The following is a 16,412-nucleotide window of genomic DNA, read 5'->3' on the forward strand; positions in this document are numbered from 1 at the left end:
AGTCCGACTCGGCGTCCGGTGTCGCTGCGCACCGGGGCAGGGGGAGACACAGACGATGTCCGAGCAAGCGCGATCCGGGTCCGCGCCGGTGCCGGGCCTGCCCCTGCTCGTGCTGCGCCCCGACGGACTGGTGCTGCGGGCCGGCCCGGGGCTCCCCGAGCTGCTCGGACGGCCGCTGCAGGGGGTCCGGCTGCGCGACCTCGCGCACACCCCCGACGATGCGGCCGCCGTCGAGGAGCTGCTGGCCGCGGTCCGTGACGGCGTCCCGGCCGGGGACACGGTGCTGGCGATGGACCCGCACACCGACCCGGAGGCGGACGGCAGGCCGCTGCGGCTGCACCTGGCCTGGGCCGTGACCGACCGGCACGACGGGGCGCCCAGCGAGGTCACGGCGTTCGTGCTGGACCGCACCGGCACCCGCGACGGGGCGGTCGACGGGGCCGTCGACGGGCGCCCCCCGCTGCGCGCCGGGTTCGAGGAGTCCACCGCCCCGCAGGCGGTCTGCGACGCGCAGGGCCGGGTGACCGACGTGAACGCGGCGTTCTGCCTGCTCGTGGACCACCCGGCCGACGAGCTGGTCGGCCGGCCGGTGCACTCGCTCAGTCACCGCTCCGACGCCGGGGCCGCCGACTCGCGGCTCGCCCGCCTGCTGCGGGGCGAGGTCGCCGCGGACCGCTACGAGCGCTCGCTGGCCCGGGCCGACGGCCGGCCGGTGCCGGTGCTCGTGGACGCCACCGTGCTGCGCGACGCCGCGGGCCGACCGGCCGGCGCGGCGGCGTACTTCCAGGACCTGACGCTGCTGCGCGACGTCGAGCGGCGCCGCCAGCAGCAGGAGGAGTTCTTCCTCGCGCTCTCCCGCCGGGCCAGCGACCTGGCGCTGGTCAGCGACGCGGAGGGGCGGATCCTCTACGTCTCCCCCGCGCTGACCCAGATGCTCGGCCACGGCGCCGAGGACGTGCTCTACGCCCGCGGCCTGGACTTCGTCCACCCCGACGACGCGTCCGACGCGGCGGCGATGTTCGCCCGCGTGGTCGCGGAGAGCGGGTCGGCCACCTCCACGCTGCGGGTGCGGGGCGCCGGCGGCGAGTGGCACACGGTGGAGCAGACCGCCACCGACCTGCTGGACACCGCGGTGGGCGGGGTGGTGTTCAACCTGCGCGACGTCTCCGACCGGATCCGCGCCGAGGCCGCACTCAAGGCCTCCGAGGCCCGCTACCGCGCGATCGCCGACCACGCCGACGAGGGGTTGTGGCTGACCGCCCCCGACGGCGACGGCATCTATGTCAACGCCCGGCTCGTGGAGATCCTCGGGCTGCCCGAGTCCGAGATCCTCGGCCGCCCGATGTCGGCGGTGCTGGCGGCGGCCGAGGTGTGGCACGGCCCCGCCGGCCCCACCGACCCCGCCGGCCCCAACGGCGCAGCGCGCCCGGGCGCCGACCGCTCCGAGCTGGTCTGGCCGCACCCCGGCGGCCGGCGGCGGATCCTCAGCGTCGCCCGGGTGGCGCTCGAGGGCGAGCGAGACGCCCCCGGCGGCTGGCTGGCCATGGTCTCCGACGTCACCGACGCCCGCGGCGCCGAGGAGCAGCTGCGGGAGGCGGCCCTCACCGACGACCTCACCGGGCTGCCCAACCGCGCCCGGCTGATGCAGCACCTGCAGGCCGCGCTCGTGGGCGGCGGCGCGGGGACCGCGGTGCTGTTCATCGACCTCGACCGGTTCAAGATCGTCAACGACGCCCGCGGCCACGCCGTCGGCGACGCGCTGCTGCAGGCGGTGGCCGGACGGCTCAAGGCGGCCGCCGGGCCGGCCCACACCGTGGCCCGCTTCGGCGGCGACGAGTTCCTCGTGGTCTGCGAGGACACCGACGAGGCCGGCGCCTGCGCCGTGGCCGAGCGGCTGCTCGCGGTCCTCGACGAGCCGTTCGTCGTCGACGGGGGCGAGGCGGTGCTCTCGGCGTCGGTCGGGGTCGCGGTCACCTCGACGACCACGACCGGCTCGGCGCTGCTGCGGCACGCCGACGCGGCGATGTACGCCGCGAAGCTCGCCGGCCGCAGCCGGGTCCGGGTCTTCGACTCGGCGATGGCCGCGCAGGCCGAGGACCGGTTCGGGCTCGCCAACGACCTGCGCCGGGCGCTGAGCCGCGACCAGCTCGACATGCACTACCAACCGGTGGTCGACCTGCGCACCGGCCGGGTGCTCGGCGCCGAGGGGCTGGCCCGCTGGTCCCACCCCAACCGGGGATCGGTGCCGCCCAGCCGGTTCGTGGCGGTCGCCGAGGACGTCGGCCTGACCGCCCGGCTCGACAGCTGGGCGGTGGCCCGGGCGACCCGCGACCTGCGCACCATGCGGGCGACCGGCGCGCTGTCGCCGGAGGCCTACGTCGCGGTCAACATCTCCGCGAACACCCTGGGCGACCCGGCGCTGGAGCGGTGGGTGGACGCCGGCGTCGCCGCGGCCGGGCTGGAGCCCCGCGACGTGGTGCTCGAGCTCACCGAGAGCGCGATCATGGTCGACCCGGCCAGCGCGCTGGAGCTGCTGCAGCGGCTGCGCGAGCGCGGCTACGGCATCGCGGTCGACGACTTCGGCACCGGCCACAGCTCGCTGGCCTACCTGCGCGACCTGCCGGTGACGATCCTGAAGATCGACCGCACGTTCGTCGCCGAGCTCGGCGAGGACGCCGGGGCCTGCGCGATCGTCGCCTCGATCATCGAGCTCGCCGGCGCGGTCGGGGCCACAGTCGTGGCCGAGGGCGTGGAGACGGCCGTCAACGCCCGGCTTCTCCGGGAGCTCGGCTGCGACGCCGCCCAGGGCTGGCTGTGGAGCCCGGCGGTCGCGCCGCTGGAGGCGCAGGGCACCGGCGCGCTGGCCCGGCGCTACGACATCAGCGCCTGACCGTCCCCGCCGCCGGCCTCGCCGGGGCGCGAGACCGCGACCCGGCTGCCACCGAGCTGCTTGGCGCGGTACATCGCGGCGTCGGCCCGGCGTACCAGCTCCTCGACGTGGTACGGCGGGGCCAGCGCGACCCCGATGCTGACCCCGAGCTGGTGCTCCTCGCCGTCGGAGCTGAACGGGCGGCGCAGCTCGCCGAGCACCTTCGCCGCGACCAGCACCGCGGCCCCCTCGTCGGTGTCCTCGCAGATGATCGCGAACTCGTCGCCACCGAGCCGGCCGACGGTGTCGGTGGCGCGGACGGCGCCGGCGACCCGGCGGGCGACCTCCTGGAGCACCTCGTCGCCCACCTGGTGGCCGTGCCCGTCGTTGACCGGCTTGAAGTGGTCGAGGTCGAGGTAGAGCACGGCCGTGCCGCGGCCGAACGTGCGCAGGTGTCGCGCCGCGGCGGTCTCGAGCCGGTCCAGGAAGAGGTAGCGGTTCGGCAGCCCGGTCAGCGGGTCGTGCAGCGCCTGGCGGCGCAGCGTGCGCTCGACCAGGCGCGCCTCGGTGACGTCGGCGACGGTGACCAGCGACCCGAGCGGCTCCGGGTCGGCGCCCATGAGCGGGTTGCGCGCGACCTCGAGCGTGCGCTCGTGCCCGTCGGGGTGGCGGTAGCGCAGCTCGAACCGGCCGGCCGTGTCCTCCCACGCCGGCAGCCCGAGCAGGTGATCGGCCTCCACGCCGTACATCTCGGCCAGTGGGCGGCCCAGGATCTGGGCGACCCGCGCGTTGGCGAACGTGGTGCGACCGTCGCGGGCGACGGCCAGGATCCCGTCCTGGGCGGTCTCCAGCAGCGCCCGGTGCAGCGCCTCGGAGAGCCGCAGCGCCTCCTCGGTGCGCACCTGCTCGGTGATGTCCCGCAGGTTGGCCACCAGCCCGCGGATGTCGGGGTCCTCCAGGCAGTTGGTGACGGTCTCCTCCACCCACAGCCAGCGCCCGTCGCGGTGACGCGCCCGCAGCACGAACCGCTCGGTGCGCCAGGGCTCGGCCCGGACCCGCTCGAGGGTCTCGGTCACGGTCGCGGAGTCGGCCGGGTGCACCACGCCCTCCCAGGCCGCCACCCGCACCGCCTCGGTGGGCGCGTAGCCGAGCATCGCGGTGACCGCGGGGGTGACCGAGGTGATCCGCAGCTCGGTGTCGATGACCAGCGCGGCCGCCCACGGTCGCCGGCCGAGCGCCTCGTAGAGGCTGGCCCGGACGGCCGCGGCCCGGCGCGCCTCGTCGACCAGCGCGAGGTCGCGCGCCGAGACCGCCACGGCGTACGCCGACCCGTCGGCCTCGCGCAGCGCGGTGGCGTCGAGCAGCAGCGACAGGCTGCGGCCGTCCGCGTCGCAGAACACGCCCTGGTAGGTGATCGAGTCCAGGCTCCCCCAGCCGAGCGCGTCGAGCCGCTCGGCCGCCTGGTGGAGGTCCATCGGGTGTACGAGCGAGAGCAGGTCGCGGTCGGTGAAGTGCTCCTCGGGGTGACCGAACAGCTCGCACCAGGCGGGGTTCACCGAGGTGAGGTGGCCGCGCAGGTCGAGGATCGCCTGGGGGGTGGCCACCTGCTCGAAGTGGGCCCGGGAGACCTCGAGCGCCTGGGTGAGCTCGCGCTGCTCGAGCAGGTGGGCGGTGACGTCGCGCAGGATGACGGTGACCCCGGTGATCGCGCCGGCCGCGTCGTGCACCGGGCCGAGCGTGACCGAGGCCTTGAAGGTGCTGCCGTCGCGGCGCACGACGGTGTCGAGGAACGGGTCGACCCGCTCGCCGGCGAGCAGCCGGTCCAGGTACGCCGCGTGGACGTCACCGCCCTGCCGCGGCGTGAGCACGGCCAGCTCGCTGCCCGCGAGGTCCTCCGGTCGCCAGCCGAGCAGCCCCAGCGTGGCCGGGCTGGCCCAGAGGATCGTGCCGCGCGCGTCGACGGAGACGATGCAGTCGTGCGAGGTCGCGGCGATGCTGGCCAACAGCTGGCCCTGGTCGATCTGCTGCACGTCACCCCCCATGGCCGCCCGCGCGGGATCCTCCGCTGGGCGACATGATGTGGGCGGCTGACCGAGCGCCGCTTTCGTCGTTGTCACGCTGGGGCCCCCCGACCCATCCCCCACCCGCCGCGGTCCGGCAGCGGCGGGCCCCGTGCCCCGCCGCCACTGGTCCGGACCGTGGTATCGAGTTGATCGGCAGCCCCGGTCGCCGACTTGACACCCCGGCGCCGCCTATTTCCGTCTATTTCCCGTGGCGGCGCCCACCGCGGACTGCGACCGGGTCCCGCGCGAGGCCTCCCTACACCACCGGGAGGCGCGCGGAGCCCCGACACGCGGACCAGTTCTCCCATTTCCGGTACAGATGTGGTCGTTGGTGCTTACGGTGTCCCTCGTGCTCGGGGTCCATGGTGGGGGGAGATCGAATGCACGCGCACGATGCGCTGCTCGCGACTTCCACGGGTTCCGGCCTCGTGCGGACCGTGGTGGAGACGAGCCTGCCGGCCGCGAGCCTGGCGCTCGACGGGCATCTGGTCGACGCCAACGACGCGTTGTGTCGGCTGGTGGGTCGCCGGCGTGACGAGCTCGTCGGCTGCGACCTGCGCGCGCTGAGCGCCTACCCGACCGACGCCCAGCGCGGCCGGCGCGCGCTCGCCGCCGCGCGGGCGGGCACGCCGTGCGGCGGCTTCACCCAGCGCTGGTCCGTCGGGGACGGCCGTCCCACGCTGCGGATGCGACTGGTCTGGACCCTGGTCCGCGACGCCCGCGGGGCGCCCGAGTCGCTGCTGGTGCTCTGCCTCGACGAGGCCCGGGAGACCGCGGGCGCGCGGTTCTGGGAGGCGCTGCTGGCCGAGTCGGCCGACCCGGCCTGGACCGCCGACGAGCACGGGGTGCTGCTGACCGCGACCCCGGCGACGGTCCGCCACGTCGGGCGGCCGCTCGACGCGCTGCTCGGCAGCTCGGTGCTCGAGCTCGCCCACCCCGAGGACCGAGCCGCGCTGCGGGACGCCTGGGCGCGGCTGCTGCGCGGCAGTGGCCAGGAGGTGCTGGAGTTCCGCCTCGCCGACGCCCGGCGGGGCTGGTCACTGGTGCGTCAGGTGCTGACCGACCACCGCGGGGACCCCGAGGTCGCCGCGAGCGTCGGCAACGCCCACGACGTGCAGGAGCTGCGCGAGGCCGAACGCGCGCAGGGGCTGGCCGCCTCGCGGATCCGCACGCTCTTCGACCGGTCGCCGGTCCCCCAGCTGCTGTGGGACCGCAGCGGCCGGCTGACCGCGGTCAACGCGGCGCTGTGCACGCTGGTCGACCGGACCGAGACCGAGCTGGTCGGGCGGCCCGCCCGCGAGCTGCTGCACCGCTCCGACCCGGGCGGCGCCGACGCCCTCGACGGGCTGCTCCCGGGCAGCGGCGGCCTGGTCTGCGAGCGGGTGCTCGAGCGACGCGACGGCCGCGGCGTACCGGCCGTGGTCAGCGGCACCGTGCTGCACGACCGCACCGGCCGCGCCACCGGGGTGGTCGCCTCGGTCCAGGACCTCCCCGCGCTGCGCGAGGTCGAGGCCCGACGGGACCGGCAGGAGAGCTTCTTCCTGGCGCTGGCCCAGCGCGCCGGGGACCTGGCCGTGGTCACCGACCCCGCGGGGCTGGTCGTCTACGTCTCCCCCGCGGCGGCGGCGCTGGCCGGTCGCGCGGCCGAGGACGTCCCGGGGACCCTCGGGGGCGGGCTGCTCCACCCCGACGCCCGGCGTCCGGTGGCCGTGGCCCTGGCCCGGGTGCTGCGCCGCGGCGGCTCCGCGGGGGTGCCGCTGCGGATCCGCGACGCGCACGGCGCGTGGCACTGGCTGGAGGCGACCGCCACCAACCTGCTCGACACCGCGGTCGGCGGCGTGCTGTGGAACCTGCGCGACGTCGACGACCGGGTGCGGGCCGAGGCGGCGCTGCGGGCCTCGGAGTCTCGCTACCGGGCGATCGCCGACAACGCCGAGGAGGGCCTGTGCGTCTTCACGCCCGACGGCCGCTCGGTCTACGTCAACGCCCGGCTCCGCGAGATGCTCGGCCTGGACGGCGTGCGGCTCGGCGACCGGTGCCTGGTGGAGCTGCTGGACGCCGACGGGCGCCTCGCCGCCGGCGCGACGCCGACGCCCGAACGGCGCCCGCAGCGCTACGAGGTCGAGTACTTCCACCCCGACGGCCGGCGGCGCACGCTGCGGGTCTCCGCGGCGCCGCTGGACGACGCCGGCGGCGCGAGCGAGGGGTCGCTGGCGATGGTCTCCGACGTGACCGACGCCCGGCGCCTCGAGGACGAGCTGCGACGGGCCGCCCTGCACGACAGCCTCACCGGGCTGCCGAACCGGGCGCTGCTCTTCGACCGGCTCGAGCGCGCACTGGTCCGCGAGACCGGCGCGACCGCGGTGCTGCTCGTCGACCTCGACCGGTTCAAGATCGTCAACGACGTCTGGGGGCACGTGGCCGGCGACGAGCTGCTGGTGCACGTCGCGACCCGGCTGCAGGCCGTGGTCCGGCCCACCGACACCGTGGCCCGGTTCGCCGACGACGAGTTCCTCGTGGTGTGCGAGTCCGTCGACCAGGAGGAGGCCTGCGAGCTGGCGCGGGCGGTGCAGCACACGCTCGCCTCGCCGTACCGCGTCTCCGAGGGCGAGGTGACGCTGACCGCCTCCGTCGGGGTCGCCACCTCGCCCGCCGCCACGGTCGAGGAGCTGCTCAACCACGCCGACATCGCGCTGCACGCGGCGAAGAGCGCCGGCGGCCACGCGGTGCGCGCCTTCGACGCGGTGCTGGCCGCCGACGCCGCGGAGCGGCAACGGCTGGGCGGCGACCTGCGCCGGGCGCTGGAGGACGACGAGCTCACGCTGCACCACCAGCCCGTCGTCGACCTGGCCACCGGCCGGGTGATCGGCACCGAGGCGCTGGCCCGGTGGACCCACCCGGTGCACGGCGTGGTCACCCCCGACCGGTTCGTCCCGGTCGCCGAGCAGGTCGGCCTCGCGCCGCAGCTGGACCGCTGGGCGCTGCGACGCGCGCTCGCCGACGCCCGCGAGCTGCGCGCGTCCGGCGCGATGGGTCCGGACAGCTACGTCGCGGTCAACTTCTCCGCCCGGACGCTCGGCGACCCGGAGCTCGACCGGTGGATCGCCACGACCGTGGCCGAGGCCGGCTTCGAGCCGGCCCACGTGCTGGTCGAGGTCACCGAGAGCGCGATCATGGCCGACACCACCACCGCCGTCGGCGTGCTGACCCGGCTGCGCGAGCGGGGCTTCCCGATCGCGGTCGACGACTTCGGCACCGGCCACAGCTCGCTGGCCTACCTGCGCAGCCTGCCGCTGAGCGTGCTGAAGATCGACCGCAGCTTCGTCGCCGAGATCGCCACCGACCCCAGCGCGCTGGCGATCGCCGCCTCGATCGTCGACCTGGCCCGGGCGGTCGGGCTGACGGTCGTGGCCGAGGGCGTGGAGACCGAGCAGCACGCCGAGCTGCTCCAGGGGCTCGGCTGCGAGGCTGCCCAGGGCTGGCTGTGGAGCAAGGCCGTCCCGTGCGCGGAGGCCGTCGCCACCGGCGCGCTGACCCGCCGCTACGAGCTGCCGGGCACGGCCGCGACCCGCTGACCTCTGGCAGCAGCCGTCGTCGGGCCCGCGCCGGGTCTCCCCGGTCTCGGCTGCCGCCACACCCGCCCCGCCAGCCACACTTGAGGGCCCGTTCCCTCGCTTGATGGGCGTTGCAACGGCCCCCAACCGAGGGAATACCCGGCTGACCGGGGATCCCTGCACCCGCGAGCACAGCCGTCGGGCCGGGTCCGCGACCCGCTGACCGGGGTCAGCAGCCGGGTCGGGCCAGCGCCGGGTCTGCCCGGTCTCGGCTGCCGCCACACCCGCCCCGCCAGCCCCACTTGAGGGCCCGTTCCCTCGCTTGATGGGCGTTGCAACGGCCCCCAACCGAGGGGATCCCCGGCTGGCCGGGGATCCCTGCACCCGCGAGACCGGTCGCCAGGGCGGGCCGCGGAGACCGGGCTGCGGAAGCCGGTCCGCGGCCTCGGTCAGCGCTGGTCGTCGGGTCCGGCGGGCCCGGTCCGGTCGCCGTCGCGGTGCTTGGCGCGGTACATCGCGAGGTCGGCGAGGTGCACCAGCTCGTCGAGCGGATGCGGCGGCGAGAGCGCGACGCCGATGCTGGCGCCGACCTCGACCGGGCCGCCGGCCACGTCGTACGGACGACGCAGCGCGGTGCGCACCCGCTCCACGACCGACTCGGCGCCGGGCCCGTCGATGTCCTCGCAGACCACCACGAACTCGTCGCCGCCGAGCCGGCAGACGGTGTCGGTGGCCCGGACCACCGCGCCGAGCCGGCTGGCCACCTGGCGCAGCAGCTGGTCGCCGGCGGCGTGCCCGCGGGTGTCGTTGACCGCCTTGAACCGGTCGAGGTCGAGGAAGATCACCGCGGTCCCGTGGCCGCCCGCGCGCTGCTGGCGGGCCGCGGCCATCTCCAGCCGGTCGCGCAGCAGGTAGCGGTTCGGCAGGCCGGTGAGCTGGTCGTAGAGCGCGCGGTGGCGCAGCGCCCGCTCGGAGCGGCGCCGCTCGGTGACGTCGGCGACCGTGACCAGCCAGCCGGCACCGTCGGGCTCGTCGTCGCCGAGGGCGTCGCGGGTGACCTCGAAGATCCGGTGCGTGCCGTCCGGGTGCGCGTAGCCGATCTCGCGGGGTGACACCTCGCCGTGCGCGCGCGGCACGGGCACCGGGCCGCCCGCGGGCGGCTGGTCCAGCAGCCCGTCGAGGTCGACGCCGTAGAGCTGCTCGGCGGGGATGCCCAGCAGCCGGGAGGCCGCCGCGTTGGCGTACCTCGCGACGCCGTCCTCCCCGGCCACCACGATGCCCTCCTCGGCGGCCTCCACCCGCGCCCGGTGCAGGGCCCGCGAGAGGCGCAGCGCCTCGCGGCTGCGCACCCGGTCGGTGACGTCGCGCAACGCGACCACCAGCCCGAGCACGTCGGGGTCGTCGAGGAGGTTGGTGACCGTGCCCTCCACCCATCGCCAGCGGCGGGCCTTGTCGTGGATGCGGGCGAGGAACCGCTCGTCGCGGTCCGGGTCCGCCAGCGCCCGGTCCACCGCCGCGGTCACGACCGGCTGGTCGGCGACGTGCACGAGCTGCAGCACGCCGCGGGCCAGCAGCTCCTCCGGCTCGTAGCCCAGCAGCTGCGAGGCGGCGCGCGCGGCGTAGGCGATCGACAGGTCGGCGTCGGTGACCACCACGGCCTGCTCGCCGGCCCGCTCGCCGGCCCGCTCGCCGGTGCCGCGCCCCAGCTCGGCGGAGACGTCACGCACGACCGCGGTCACGCCGGTGAGCTCACCGGCGGGGCCCCGCTCGGCGCCCAGGCTGATCGACGCGGTGAACGCCCGCCCGTCGCGGGCCAGCCCCTCCTCGACGAGCATCGCGACCTCGCCGTCGGCCAGCAGCGCGTCGAGGTGCCGCTCGCCGAGCTCCGCGGCCAGCTGCGGGACCAGCCCGCGGACGTGGCTGCCCGGCAGGTCCTCCGGCGCCCAGCCGAGCACCTCGCGGGCCCCGCTGCCCGCGGCGAGGATCGTGCCGTCGAGACCCAGCGAGAGCGTGCACGCGGTCCACGGCCCGCAGACCACGGGGGCCGGGGCGGCCGCGGTCACGCCGGTCGCGGTGGTCGTAGCGGCCGGCGCGGCGCTCACGCCGGTCGCGGCGACCGGCGCGGCGGTCACGGCCGTCGGTGTGAGGGTACGCCGCAGCCGGCGGGTCTCCAGGTCGTCCATCCCGAGATCTCCCGCGTCAGGCCAGGCCGACGAGGCCGAGATAGCCGTGCCACAGCGGCGCGCCGGCGAACATGCCCACGGCCGCGCCGCTGAGCAGGAACGGGCCGTGCGGCACCCGCATGCCGACCCGGCTGCGGCCGCTGGCGATCAGCAGCACGCCGACCACCGCGCCGATGCCGAAACCCAGTGCCAGCCCGACCACGCTCGGGCCCCAACCGAGCCAGCCCAGCGCGAGGCCCAGCACCGGGGCGAGGGCCACGTCGCCCAGGCCCATGCCCCGGCCCAGGGTCAGCAGCCAGATCCCGCCGTACACGACGAGCCAGAGCCCGGTGGAGAGCAGGGCCGTGGGCAGCAGGCCCGGGCCGTGCAGCACGACGTCGACCACCAGCGCGATGACCGTGCCGGCGGCCGCGGCACCGGTGACGGCGAACGGCAGCCGGCGGTGCTCGAGGTCGATGAGGAACAGCGCCACGCCGGCGGCGACCACGACCAGGGCCGCCCCGGTGAAGGGCGACGCGCCGAACCGCCAGCCGGTGAGCGCGAACAGCAGGCCGGTGGCTAGCTCCACCGTCGGGTAGCGGATCGAGATCGGCGCCGCACAGTCACGGCAGCGGCCGCGCAGCACCAGCCACGAGACGACCGGCACGTTGTCGCGCGGCCGGACCGGGTGGGCGCAGGCCGGGCAGGCCGAGCCCGGGGAGACCAGCGACAGGCCGGCCGGCACCCGGTGCACGACCACGTTGAGGAACGAGCCGATGAGCAGCCCCAGCACGCCGAGGAACGACGAGACGACGGCCGCCGGCAGCGCGTCGGTCGCGGTGGACCAGGTGTCCATCACGGGCCGTCCGCGGACTCGAAGGAGCGCCAGAGCGTCTCCATCTCCGCCGAGCCGACCAGCGAGATCAGCTCGCGGCGCAGCGTCGCGAACACGTCGCCGCGGTCGTTGCCCGCGGTGAACGCGTCGGGGTCGAGGTCGCCGGCGAGGTCCCAGCGCAGGTCGACGGTGGCGAGGTCGTGGTCCCCGGCGTGCAGCGCGGCCGCGATCAGGTAGGCCTCGAACGTCGCGACGTCGGCCTGGTGGGCCATCCGGCCGGCCGCGGTCTCCTCGCCCTCGACGAGCATCACCTCGCCGACGTGCAGGCAGTCCGCGGCGGCCTCGCGCAGCTCGGCGACCAGGTCCTCGGGGCAGCGCCCGTCCAGCCGGGCCAGGGCCGGATGCTCCTTGCGCGGCGGTCGCGGCGCCGTGGTCTGCGGGTCGAGCGCGTCCAGCCCGTCGAGCGCGGGCAGCTGCGCGAGGAGCACCTCGTGCACGGACTCGTCGAACGTCGAGACCATCGCCCAGCGGGCCGCCTCGGCGACCGCGCGGGGCGTCAGCTCACCGGTGGTGCCGTCGGCCAGGGTCTCCAGCGCGGACGCGACCGCCTCGCCCACGGCCGCGAGCTGGGCGACGGGGTCGGCGGCCTCGGCGAGGCCGTTCTCCCACAGCAGCTCCTCGAGCACGTAGACGTCGGCGGCCCACGCCGCGATCTGCGCGCGGCGGACGTCGCCCTCGGCGGCGTAGCGGTCGGCCAGACGCACCAACCGCTCCGGGACGCTGTGGCGCTCCGGGACGTCGGGGGTGTCGGGGTCGGTGACCATGGTCATGGGTCCATCTCCTCGAGATCAGGTGGACGAGCGGCGGCGACCCCGGCGACGGGAGTCCAGGGCGATGACGGCGGGCGGGGGGACGGGCAGCACGAGCTCGGGCTCGTCAAGCGGCGGCGGGATCACCAGGTCGTCGAGGCCGCCGGGCAGGCCGCCGGACAGCTCCGCGGCTGCGGACGACTGGTCGAAGCCCACCGCGCCGTGGGCCTGCTCGACCGGCGGGTCCTCGGTCAGCAGGGCGTGCGTGAGCGGGGCCTCGTCGAGCGACACGGTCTCGTCGACCACCGGCTCGGCGGCCCAGGTCGTGGGCGCCGCCGAGGGCGGGGTCCGGTGGTACTCCTCGCCAGCGATGTCGAGGTTGCTGAACACGTCGACGACGGTGTCCGGCTCGTACGCGGCGGGGGCCTCGGGCACCTGCCCCTCGGTCGCGGCTCCGGACTCCGGGGCTCCGGACGCCGGGCCCTCGAGCTCCGGCACCTCGCGGCGGTGGCTCGGCGCGCGCCTGGTCGGCGGCTGCGTGGTCACCGGCAGGACCGGGCGGCGCATGGTGTTCGGCACGCCGAGTCGCTCCACCGCGGCGGCGACCCGGGCCAGCGTGCGCTGCGGGTGCTCCTCGTGCGGCACGTGGGCAGCCAGGCCCTGCACGACCATCGAGACCTGGCGCAGGTACGCCGCCGACTGCTCGGCGGCCGCCTGCTCGACCCGGGCCAACGCGGCGGTCGGCGGCTCGCTGGCCTGCTCCTGGACCACCTGCTCCAGCGCGCGCAGCTGCTCGCGCAGCGTGCGCAGCTCGGCCTGCTCGCGGGTCTCGCCCTCGCGCACCTCGGCGTCGGCCGGCTCGTCGGCAGTCGCCTCGACCGCCTCGGGACTCGCCTCGTCGGCGGGCTGGTCGTCGGCCTCCTGCGCCACCACGAGCGGCGGCAGGTCGCCGAAGTCGGGCTCCGGCACGGCCTTGCGGCGTCGGAACAGCCCGCGTCGGCGCTGCGCCGGGGCGGCCGCCTCGGACGGCACCTCGGCCGGCGGCTCGGCGATCGAGTCCTCCTCGAGGCGCTCGTCCAGGTCGTCCTGGGCGTCGGCCGTCGCGACGGGCTCCTCGGCGACGGGCTCGTCCGCCGCGGCCGGCACGGCGGCGAGCACCGCGGTGGCCGACTCGTCGGACGTCGCGGCCCGCGCGGGCTCGTGCTGCTCGGGCTCATCGTGCTGGTCCTGCTGCGCGTCCTGCTGCTCGTCGCGCGGGTCGGCCGGCACGGCGGACTCGCCGTACCCCTCCCCCTGGGCCGCCTCGGCCCGCAGCCGGCGCTGGCGTCGGCTCAGGCCGAGCAGCAGCACGAGCATGGCGAGCAAGGCGAGGACCAGCCCTGCCTGCGTCGTCGTAGTCATCGGTTTCCCCCCGGTCATGGCACTGGTGCTAGTTGGTCGTCGCGTTCATGTTGATCGTCTTGCCGGGGTCCGGGACCGGCGGCATGACGAACATCTGGCCCGCGATGGTGGTCGTGAACGCCCCGTCGGTCCCACCGCCCGAGAGGCTCACGGAGTTGATCAGATAGGCCCGTGGCATGTGCTCGAGGTTCTCGAGCAGCTGCTGGGTCTGGTCGTAGGTGCCGGTGACCGAGACCGACACGGTCTGGCTGGCCAGCAGGTGCGAGCCGCCCGCGGGCGGCACCGCCGGCACGCCGTTCTCGGTCCCGCCGATCACCGGCGGGCTCGGCGCGAGCGTGGTGACGCCCTTGGGGCCGATGCCCGCGGCGACCGCGGCGTCGGTGACCTGCTGGAAGAGCCCCGGCTGGTCGGCCGTGGGCGGGAACTTCAGGGCCAGCTTGCGCGCCGTACGACGGGTCGCGGCGACCTGGCTGCGCTGCTGCTGGAGCTGGGTGAGCTGCTGGGCCAGCACGGTGTTCTGCTGGCGGGCCGAATCCACCTCGGCGCGGGCGTCGGCGAGCTTGCCGGTCTCCGGGCCGACGGCCAGCATCCAGCTCGCGGCGGCGACCACGAGCAGCGAGAGGCCGCCGACGACCTTGGTCGCGTTGGGCGTGCTGAGGTCCATCAGGACTCACCTCCCGCGTCCGCGGCGGCCGTGGTGTTCGTCGAGTCGCTCGTGCCGGCGCTGCTGTCGGCACCGTCGGTGCTGCCCGTGCCGTCGGTGCCGTCGGTGCCGTCGGCCGGCTTCGCCGCGGCGGGTGCGTAGCGGTTGCTGTAGACCTTCTCCGAGAGGCCGACCGAGCCGCTGAACGAGACCGAGGTCTGGTCGCCGGTGGTGGTCGTGGAGATGAACGGCTCCACGAACAGGTCCATGCCGCCGAGCGTGGTGACCAGGTCACCGACCTCGGCACGGCTCACTGCGGTGCCGGACAGGGTCACGCAGCCGACCAGCGTCTCGGTCTTGAACGGGTCCGGGCCGGGGCACACCGAGCCGCCGGTGGCACCGGCGGCGGGGTCGGCGGCCAGCGTGACCGCGATCGACTGCAGGTCGGTGCCCGACGGGCTGGCCTGCCGGATGCCCTCGAGGACCTTGGAGAAGTAGATCTCGTGGGCCATCGTCGTGGAGATCGTCTGCTGCTGGGCGGCCACGCCGGTGACGAACGTGCGGATGGTGGTCAGGGTCCTGGTCTCGGCGCTGAGCCGGCTGGTCTGCGCCTGCTCGACAGCGACCAGCTTCTGCTGGTCCGCGACCCGGGTGTGCTGGACGAACCAGCCGGCGCCGGCGACGAGCACCAGCGCGACCGCGCCCGCGGCGAACCGCTTGCGCAGGCGGCGCACCGCCAGCCGGTCGAACTGTGACTGGGAGAGCAGGTTGACCGTGGGGAGTCCGGGCCGCGGGTGGGCCTTCTCGCGGGTCAGCTTCATCGCGACACCCCCGCGCACAGCCCGGCGGCCACGGCCAGCGCGGACCGGTCCTCCGGGGACAGCCGGGCGCTGCGCGCCGCCTTCACCCGGACCATCGGGTCGTGCCACTCCACCGGAAGGCCGACCCGCTCCTCGATTAGCTCGCTCAGGCCGCCCAGCCGGGCGCCGGAGCCGGTCAGTACCACCCGGGAGACCTCGACCGGGGGCTCGTCGGGGCTCAGGGGCTCGCCGGCCGACTCCCTGGCCGACTCCCGGGCCGACTCGCGGGCGGAGTCGCGGTAGAAGTCCAGCGTGGTGCTGATCTCGGCGACCAGGTCCGCGGCCGCCTCGCCGACCACCTGCTGGGCGGGGTGGTCGAGCCCGTCGTCGCGCACCGGCATCGCCGCGCGCTGCGACTCGTCGAGGTGGGCGTGGCCGGGCAGCCCGACGAAGACCTTGGTCCGCTCCGCGTCCTCCCAGGTCCACTGGTAGCGGTGCATGACCGCCTGGGTGATCGAGTCGCCGCCGACGCCGGGGATGATCCGCACGTAGCGCGGCGCGCCACCGGCGTGCACGACGACCGTGACCACGTCGGCGCCGATGTCGACGATCGCCTCGGCCTCGCCCTCGGGGTCCAGGCCGCCGCTGGTCCGGGCCCGGACCAGCGCGAACGGCAGCAGGTCCACGCTCTGGGTGCGCAGGCCCGCGGCGCCGGCGGCGTCGACGAACGGGTCGACGACCTCGCGGGCGGCCGCGACGAGCAGGATTCGGTTCATCCGGCGCGGGCTCCCCTCGCCTTCGTCCTCCTCGACCTCGTCGAGCAGGTGGTAGTCCAGGTTCGCGTCGTCCACCGGCATCGGCAGCGCGTCTTGAACCTGGAACCGCAGCGCCTGGCGGAAGTCCTTGGCCGGCATCCAGTCCAGCGCCATCTGGCGGACCATCACGCCGGAGTTGGCGACCGCGAGGCTGATGTCCTTGGTGCCGAACTTGCCGGCCGACCACAGCTCCTTGAGCGCGGCGCTCAGCGCCTCTCCGTCGACCACGGTGCCGGCGCGCACGACGCCCGGCGCCAGCGGCACCGACGCGAAGCGGCGCAGCGTGGAGCGACGCCGGCCGGGGACGAACTCGGCTGCCCGGACCCCGGTGCTGCCGATGTCCAGTCCGACCAGGGTGCGTGCCATCAAGACCTCGCAGGCGGTAGTGGGCGATCAGTTCGGTACGACGGATTCATCGGCGTGGCGGGGCGGCTACTTGACGGCCCCGGGTGTATTTCCCG

General features: G+C 75.8%; 10 protein-coding genes. 2 read left to right on the forward strand and 8 right to left on the reverse strand.

The window, feature by feature from the left end; genetic code table 11:
* Positions 1-55 precede the first annotated feature (55 nt).
* The gene (locus tag BJZ21_RS14750) at positions 56-2,890 is read left to right on the forward strand and encodes a sensor domain-containing protein (RefSeq protein ID WP_179664440.1); all 2,835 of its coding nucleotides are present in this window, start codon (positions 56-58) and stop codon (positions 2,888-2,890) included.
* On the opposite strand, the gene BJZ21_RS14755 is transcribed toward BJZ21_RS14750, so the two are convergent.
* Positions 2,872-4,899 (reverse strand): PAS domain S-box protein, encoded by a 2,028-nt coding sequence (locus BJZ21_RS14755; RefSeq protein ID WP_179664441.1) that lies wholly within the window; start codon positions 4,897-4,899, stop codon positions 2,872-2,874. The two genes, BJZ21_RS14750 and BJZ21_RS14755, sit on opposite strands and share 19 nt — an antisense overlap.
* A 413-nt stretch (positions 4,900-5,312) precedes the next feature.
* Between BJZ21_RS14755 and BJZ21_RS14760 the strand changes: the two genes are divergently transcribed.
* Positions 5,313-8,507, forward strand: coding sequence for a sensor domain-containing protein (locus BJZ21_RS14760; RefSeq protein ID WP_179664442.1), 3,195 nt, complete (start codon positions 5,313-5,315; stop codon positions 8,505-8,507).
* A gap of 428 nt (positions 8,508-8,935) precedes the next feature.
* Here BJZ21_RS14760 and BJZ21_RS14765 read toward each other — a convergent pair whose 3' ends face one another.
* Genes BJZ21_RS14765 through pilM form a run of 7 tightly spaced genes read right to left on the reverse strand, consistent with a single transcriptional unit; the run spans position 8,936 to position 16,317 of the window.
* Entirely contained in the window at positions 8,936-10,669 is a 1,734-nt protein-coding gene (locus tag BJZ21_RS14765; protein ID WP_179664443.1) for a diguanylate cyclase domain-containing protein, read from the reverse strand.
* A 16-nt stretch (positions 10,670-10,685) separates the two neighbouring features.
* Complete coding sequence (locus tag BJZ21_RS14770; RefSeq protein ID WP_179664444.1) at positions 10,686-11,504, reverse strand: prepilin peptidase; 819 nt, start codon at positions 11,502-11,504, stop codon at positions 10,686-10,688.
* Positions 11,504-12,313, reverse strand: a complete 810-nt coding sequence (locus BJZ21_RS14775; RefSeq protein ID WP_179664445.1) for a hypothetical protein — start codon at positions 12,311-12,313, stop codon at positions 11,504-11,506. Before BJZ21_RS14775 ends, BJZ21_RS14770 begins: the two co-directional genes overlap by 1 nt.
* 18 nt (positions 12,314-12,331) lie before the next feature.
* On the reverse strand, positions 12,332-13,693 hold the full coding sequence (locus tag BJZ21_RS14780; RefSeq protein ID WP_179664446.1) for a hypothetical protein: 1,362 nt from the start codon (positions 13,691-13,693) through the stop codon (positions 12,332-12,334).
* 28 nt (positions 13,694-13,721) lie between these two features.
* Positions 13,722-14,357 (reverse strand): hypothetical protein, encoded by a 636-nt coding sequence (locus BJZ21_RS14785; protein ID WP_179664447.1) that lies wholly within the window; start codon positions 14,355-14,357, stop codon positions 13,722-13,724.
* Positions 14,357-15,157, reverse strand: a complete 801-nt coding sequence (locus BJZ21_RS14790) for a PilN domain-containing protein (protein WP_179664448.1) — start codon at positions 15,155-15,157, stop codon at positions 14,357-14,359. Before BJZ21_RS14790 ends, BJZ21_RS14785 begins: the two co-directional genes overlap by 1 nt.
* Entirely contained in the window at positions 15,154-16,317 is a 1,164-nt protein-coding gene (pilM, locus tag BJZ21_RS14795) for a type IV pilus assembly protein PilM (protein ID WP_179664449.1), read from the reverse strand. Before pilM ends, BJZ21_RS14790 begins: the two co-directional genes overlap by 4 nt.
* Between the last annotated feature and the right edge of the window lie 95 nt (positions 16,318-16,412).

It is taken from the genome of Nocardioides panaciterrulae (assembly GCF_013409645.1).
In the GTDB taxonomy this organism is placed as follows: Bacteria; Actinomycetota; Actinomycetes; order Propionibacteriales; family Nocardioidaceae; genus Nocardioides; species Nocardioides panaciterrulae.

Bases quoted from the DNA above. Each gene is read 5' to 3' on its own strand.
- BJZ21_RS14750 (WP_179664440.1), top strand. From the start codon at position 56: ATGTCCGAGCAAGCGCGATCCGGGTCCGCGCCGGTGCCGGGCCTGCCC.
- BJZ21_RS14760 (WP_179664442.1), top strand. From the start codon at position 5,313: ATGCACGCGCACGATGCGCTGCTCGCGACTTCCACGGGTTCCGGCCTC.
- BJZ21_RS14765 (WP_179664443.1), bottom strand. From the start codon at position 10,669: ATGGACGACCTGGAGACCCGCCGGCTGCGGCGTACCCTCACACCGACG.
- BJZ21_RS14770 (WP_179664444.1), bottom strand. From the start codon at position 11,504: ATGGACACCTGGTCCACCGCGACCGACGCGCTGCCGGCGGCCGTCGTC.
- BJZ21_RS14775 (WP_179664445.1), bottom strand. From the start codon at position 12,313: ATGACCATGGTCACCGACCCCGACACCCCCGACGTCCCGGAGCGCCAC.
- BJZ21_RS14780 (WP_179664446.1), bottom strand. From the start codon at position 13,693: ATGACTACGACGACGCAGGCAGGGCTGGTCCTCGCCTTGCTCGCCATG.
- BJZ21_RS14785 (WP_179664447.1), bottom strand. From the start codon at position 14,357: ATGGACCTCAGCACGCCCAACGCGACCAAGGTCGTCGGCGGCCTCTCG.
- BJZ21_RS14790 (WP_179664448.1), bottom strand. From the start codon at position 15,157: ATGAAGCTGACCCGCGAGAAGGCCCACCCGCGGCCCGGACTCCCCACG.
- pilM (WP_179664449.1), bottom strand. From the start codon at position 16,317: ATGGCACGCACCCTGGTCGGACTGGACATCGGCAGCACCGGGGTCCGG.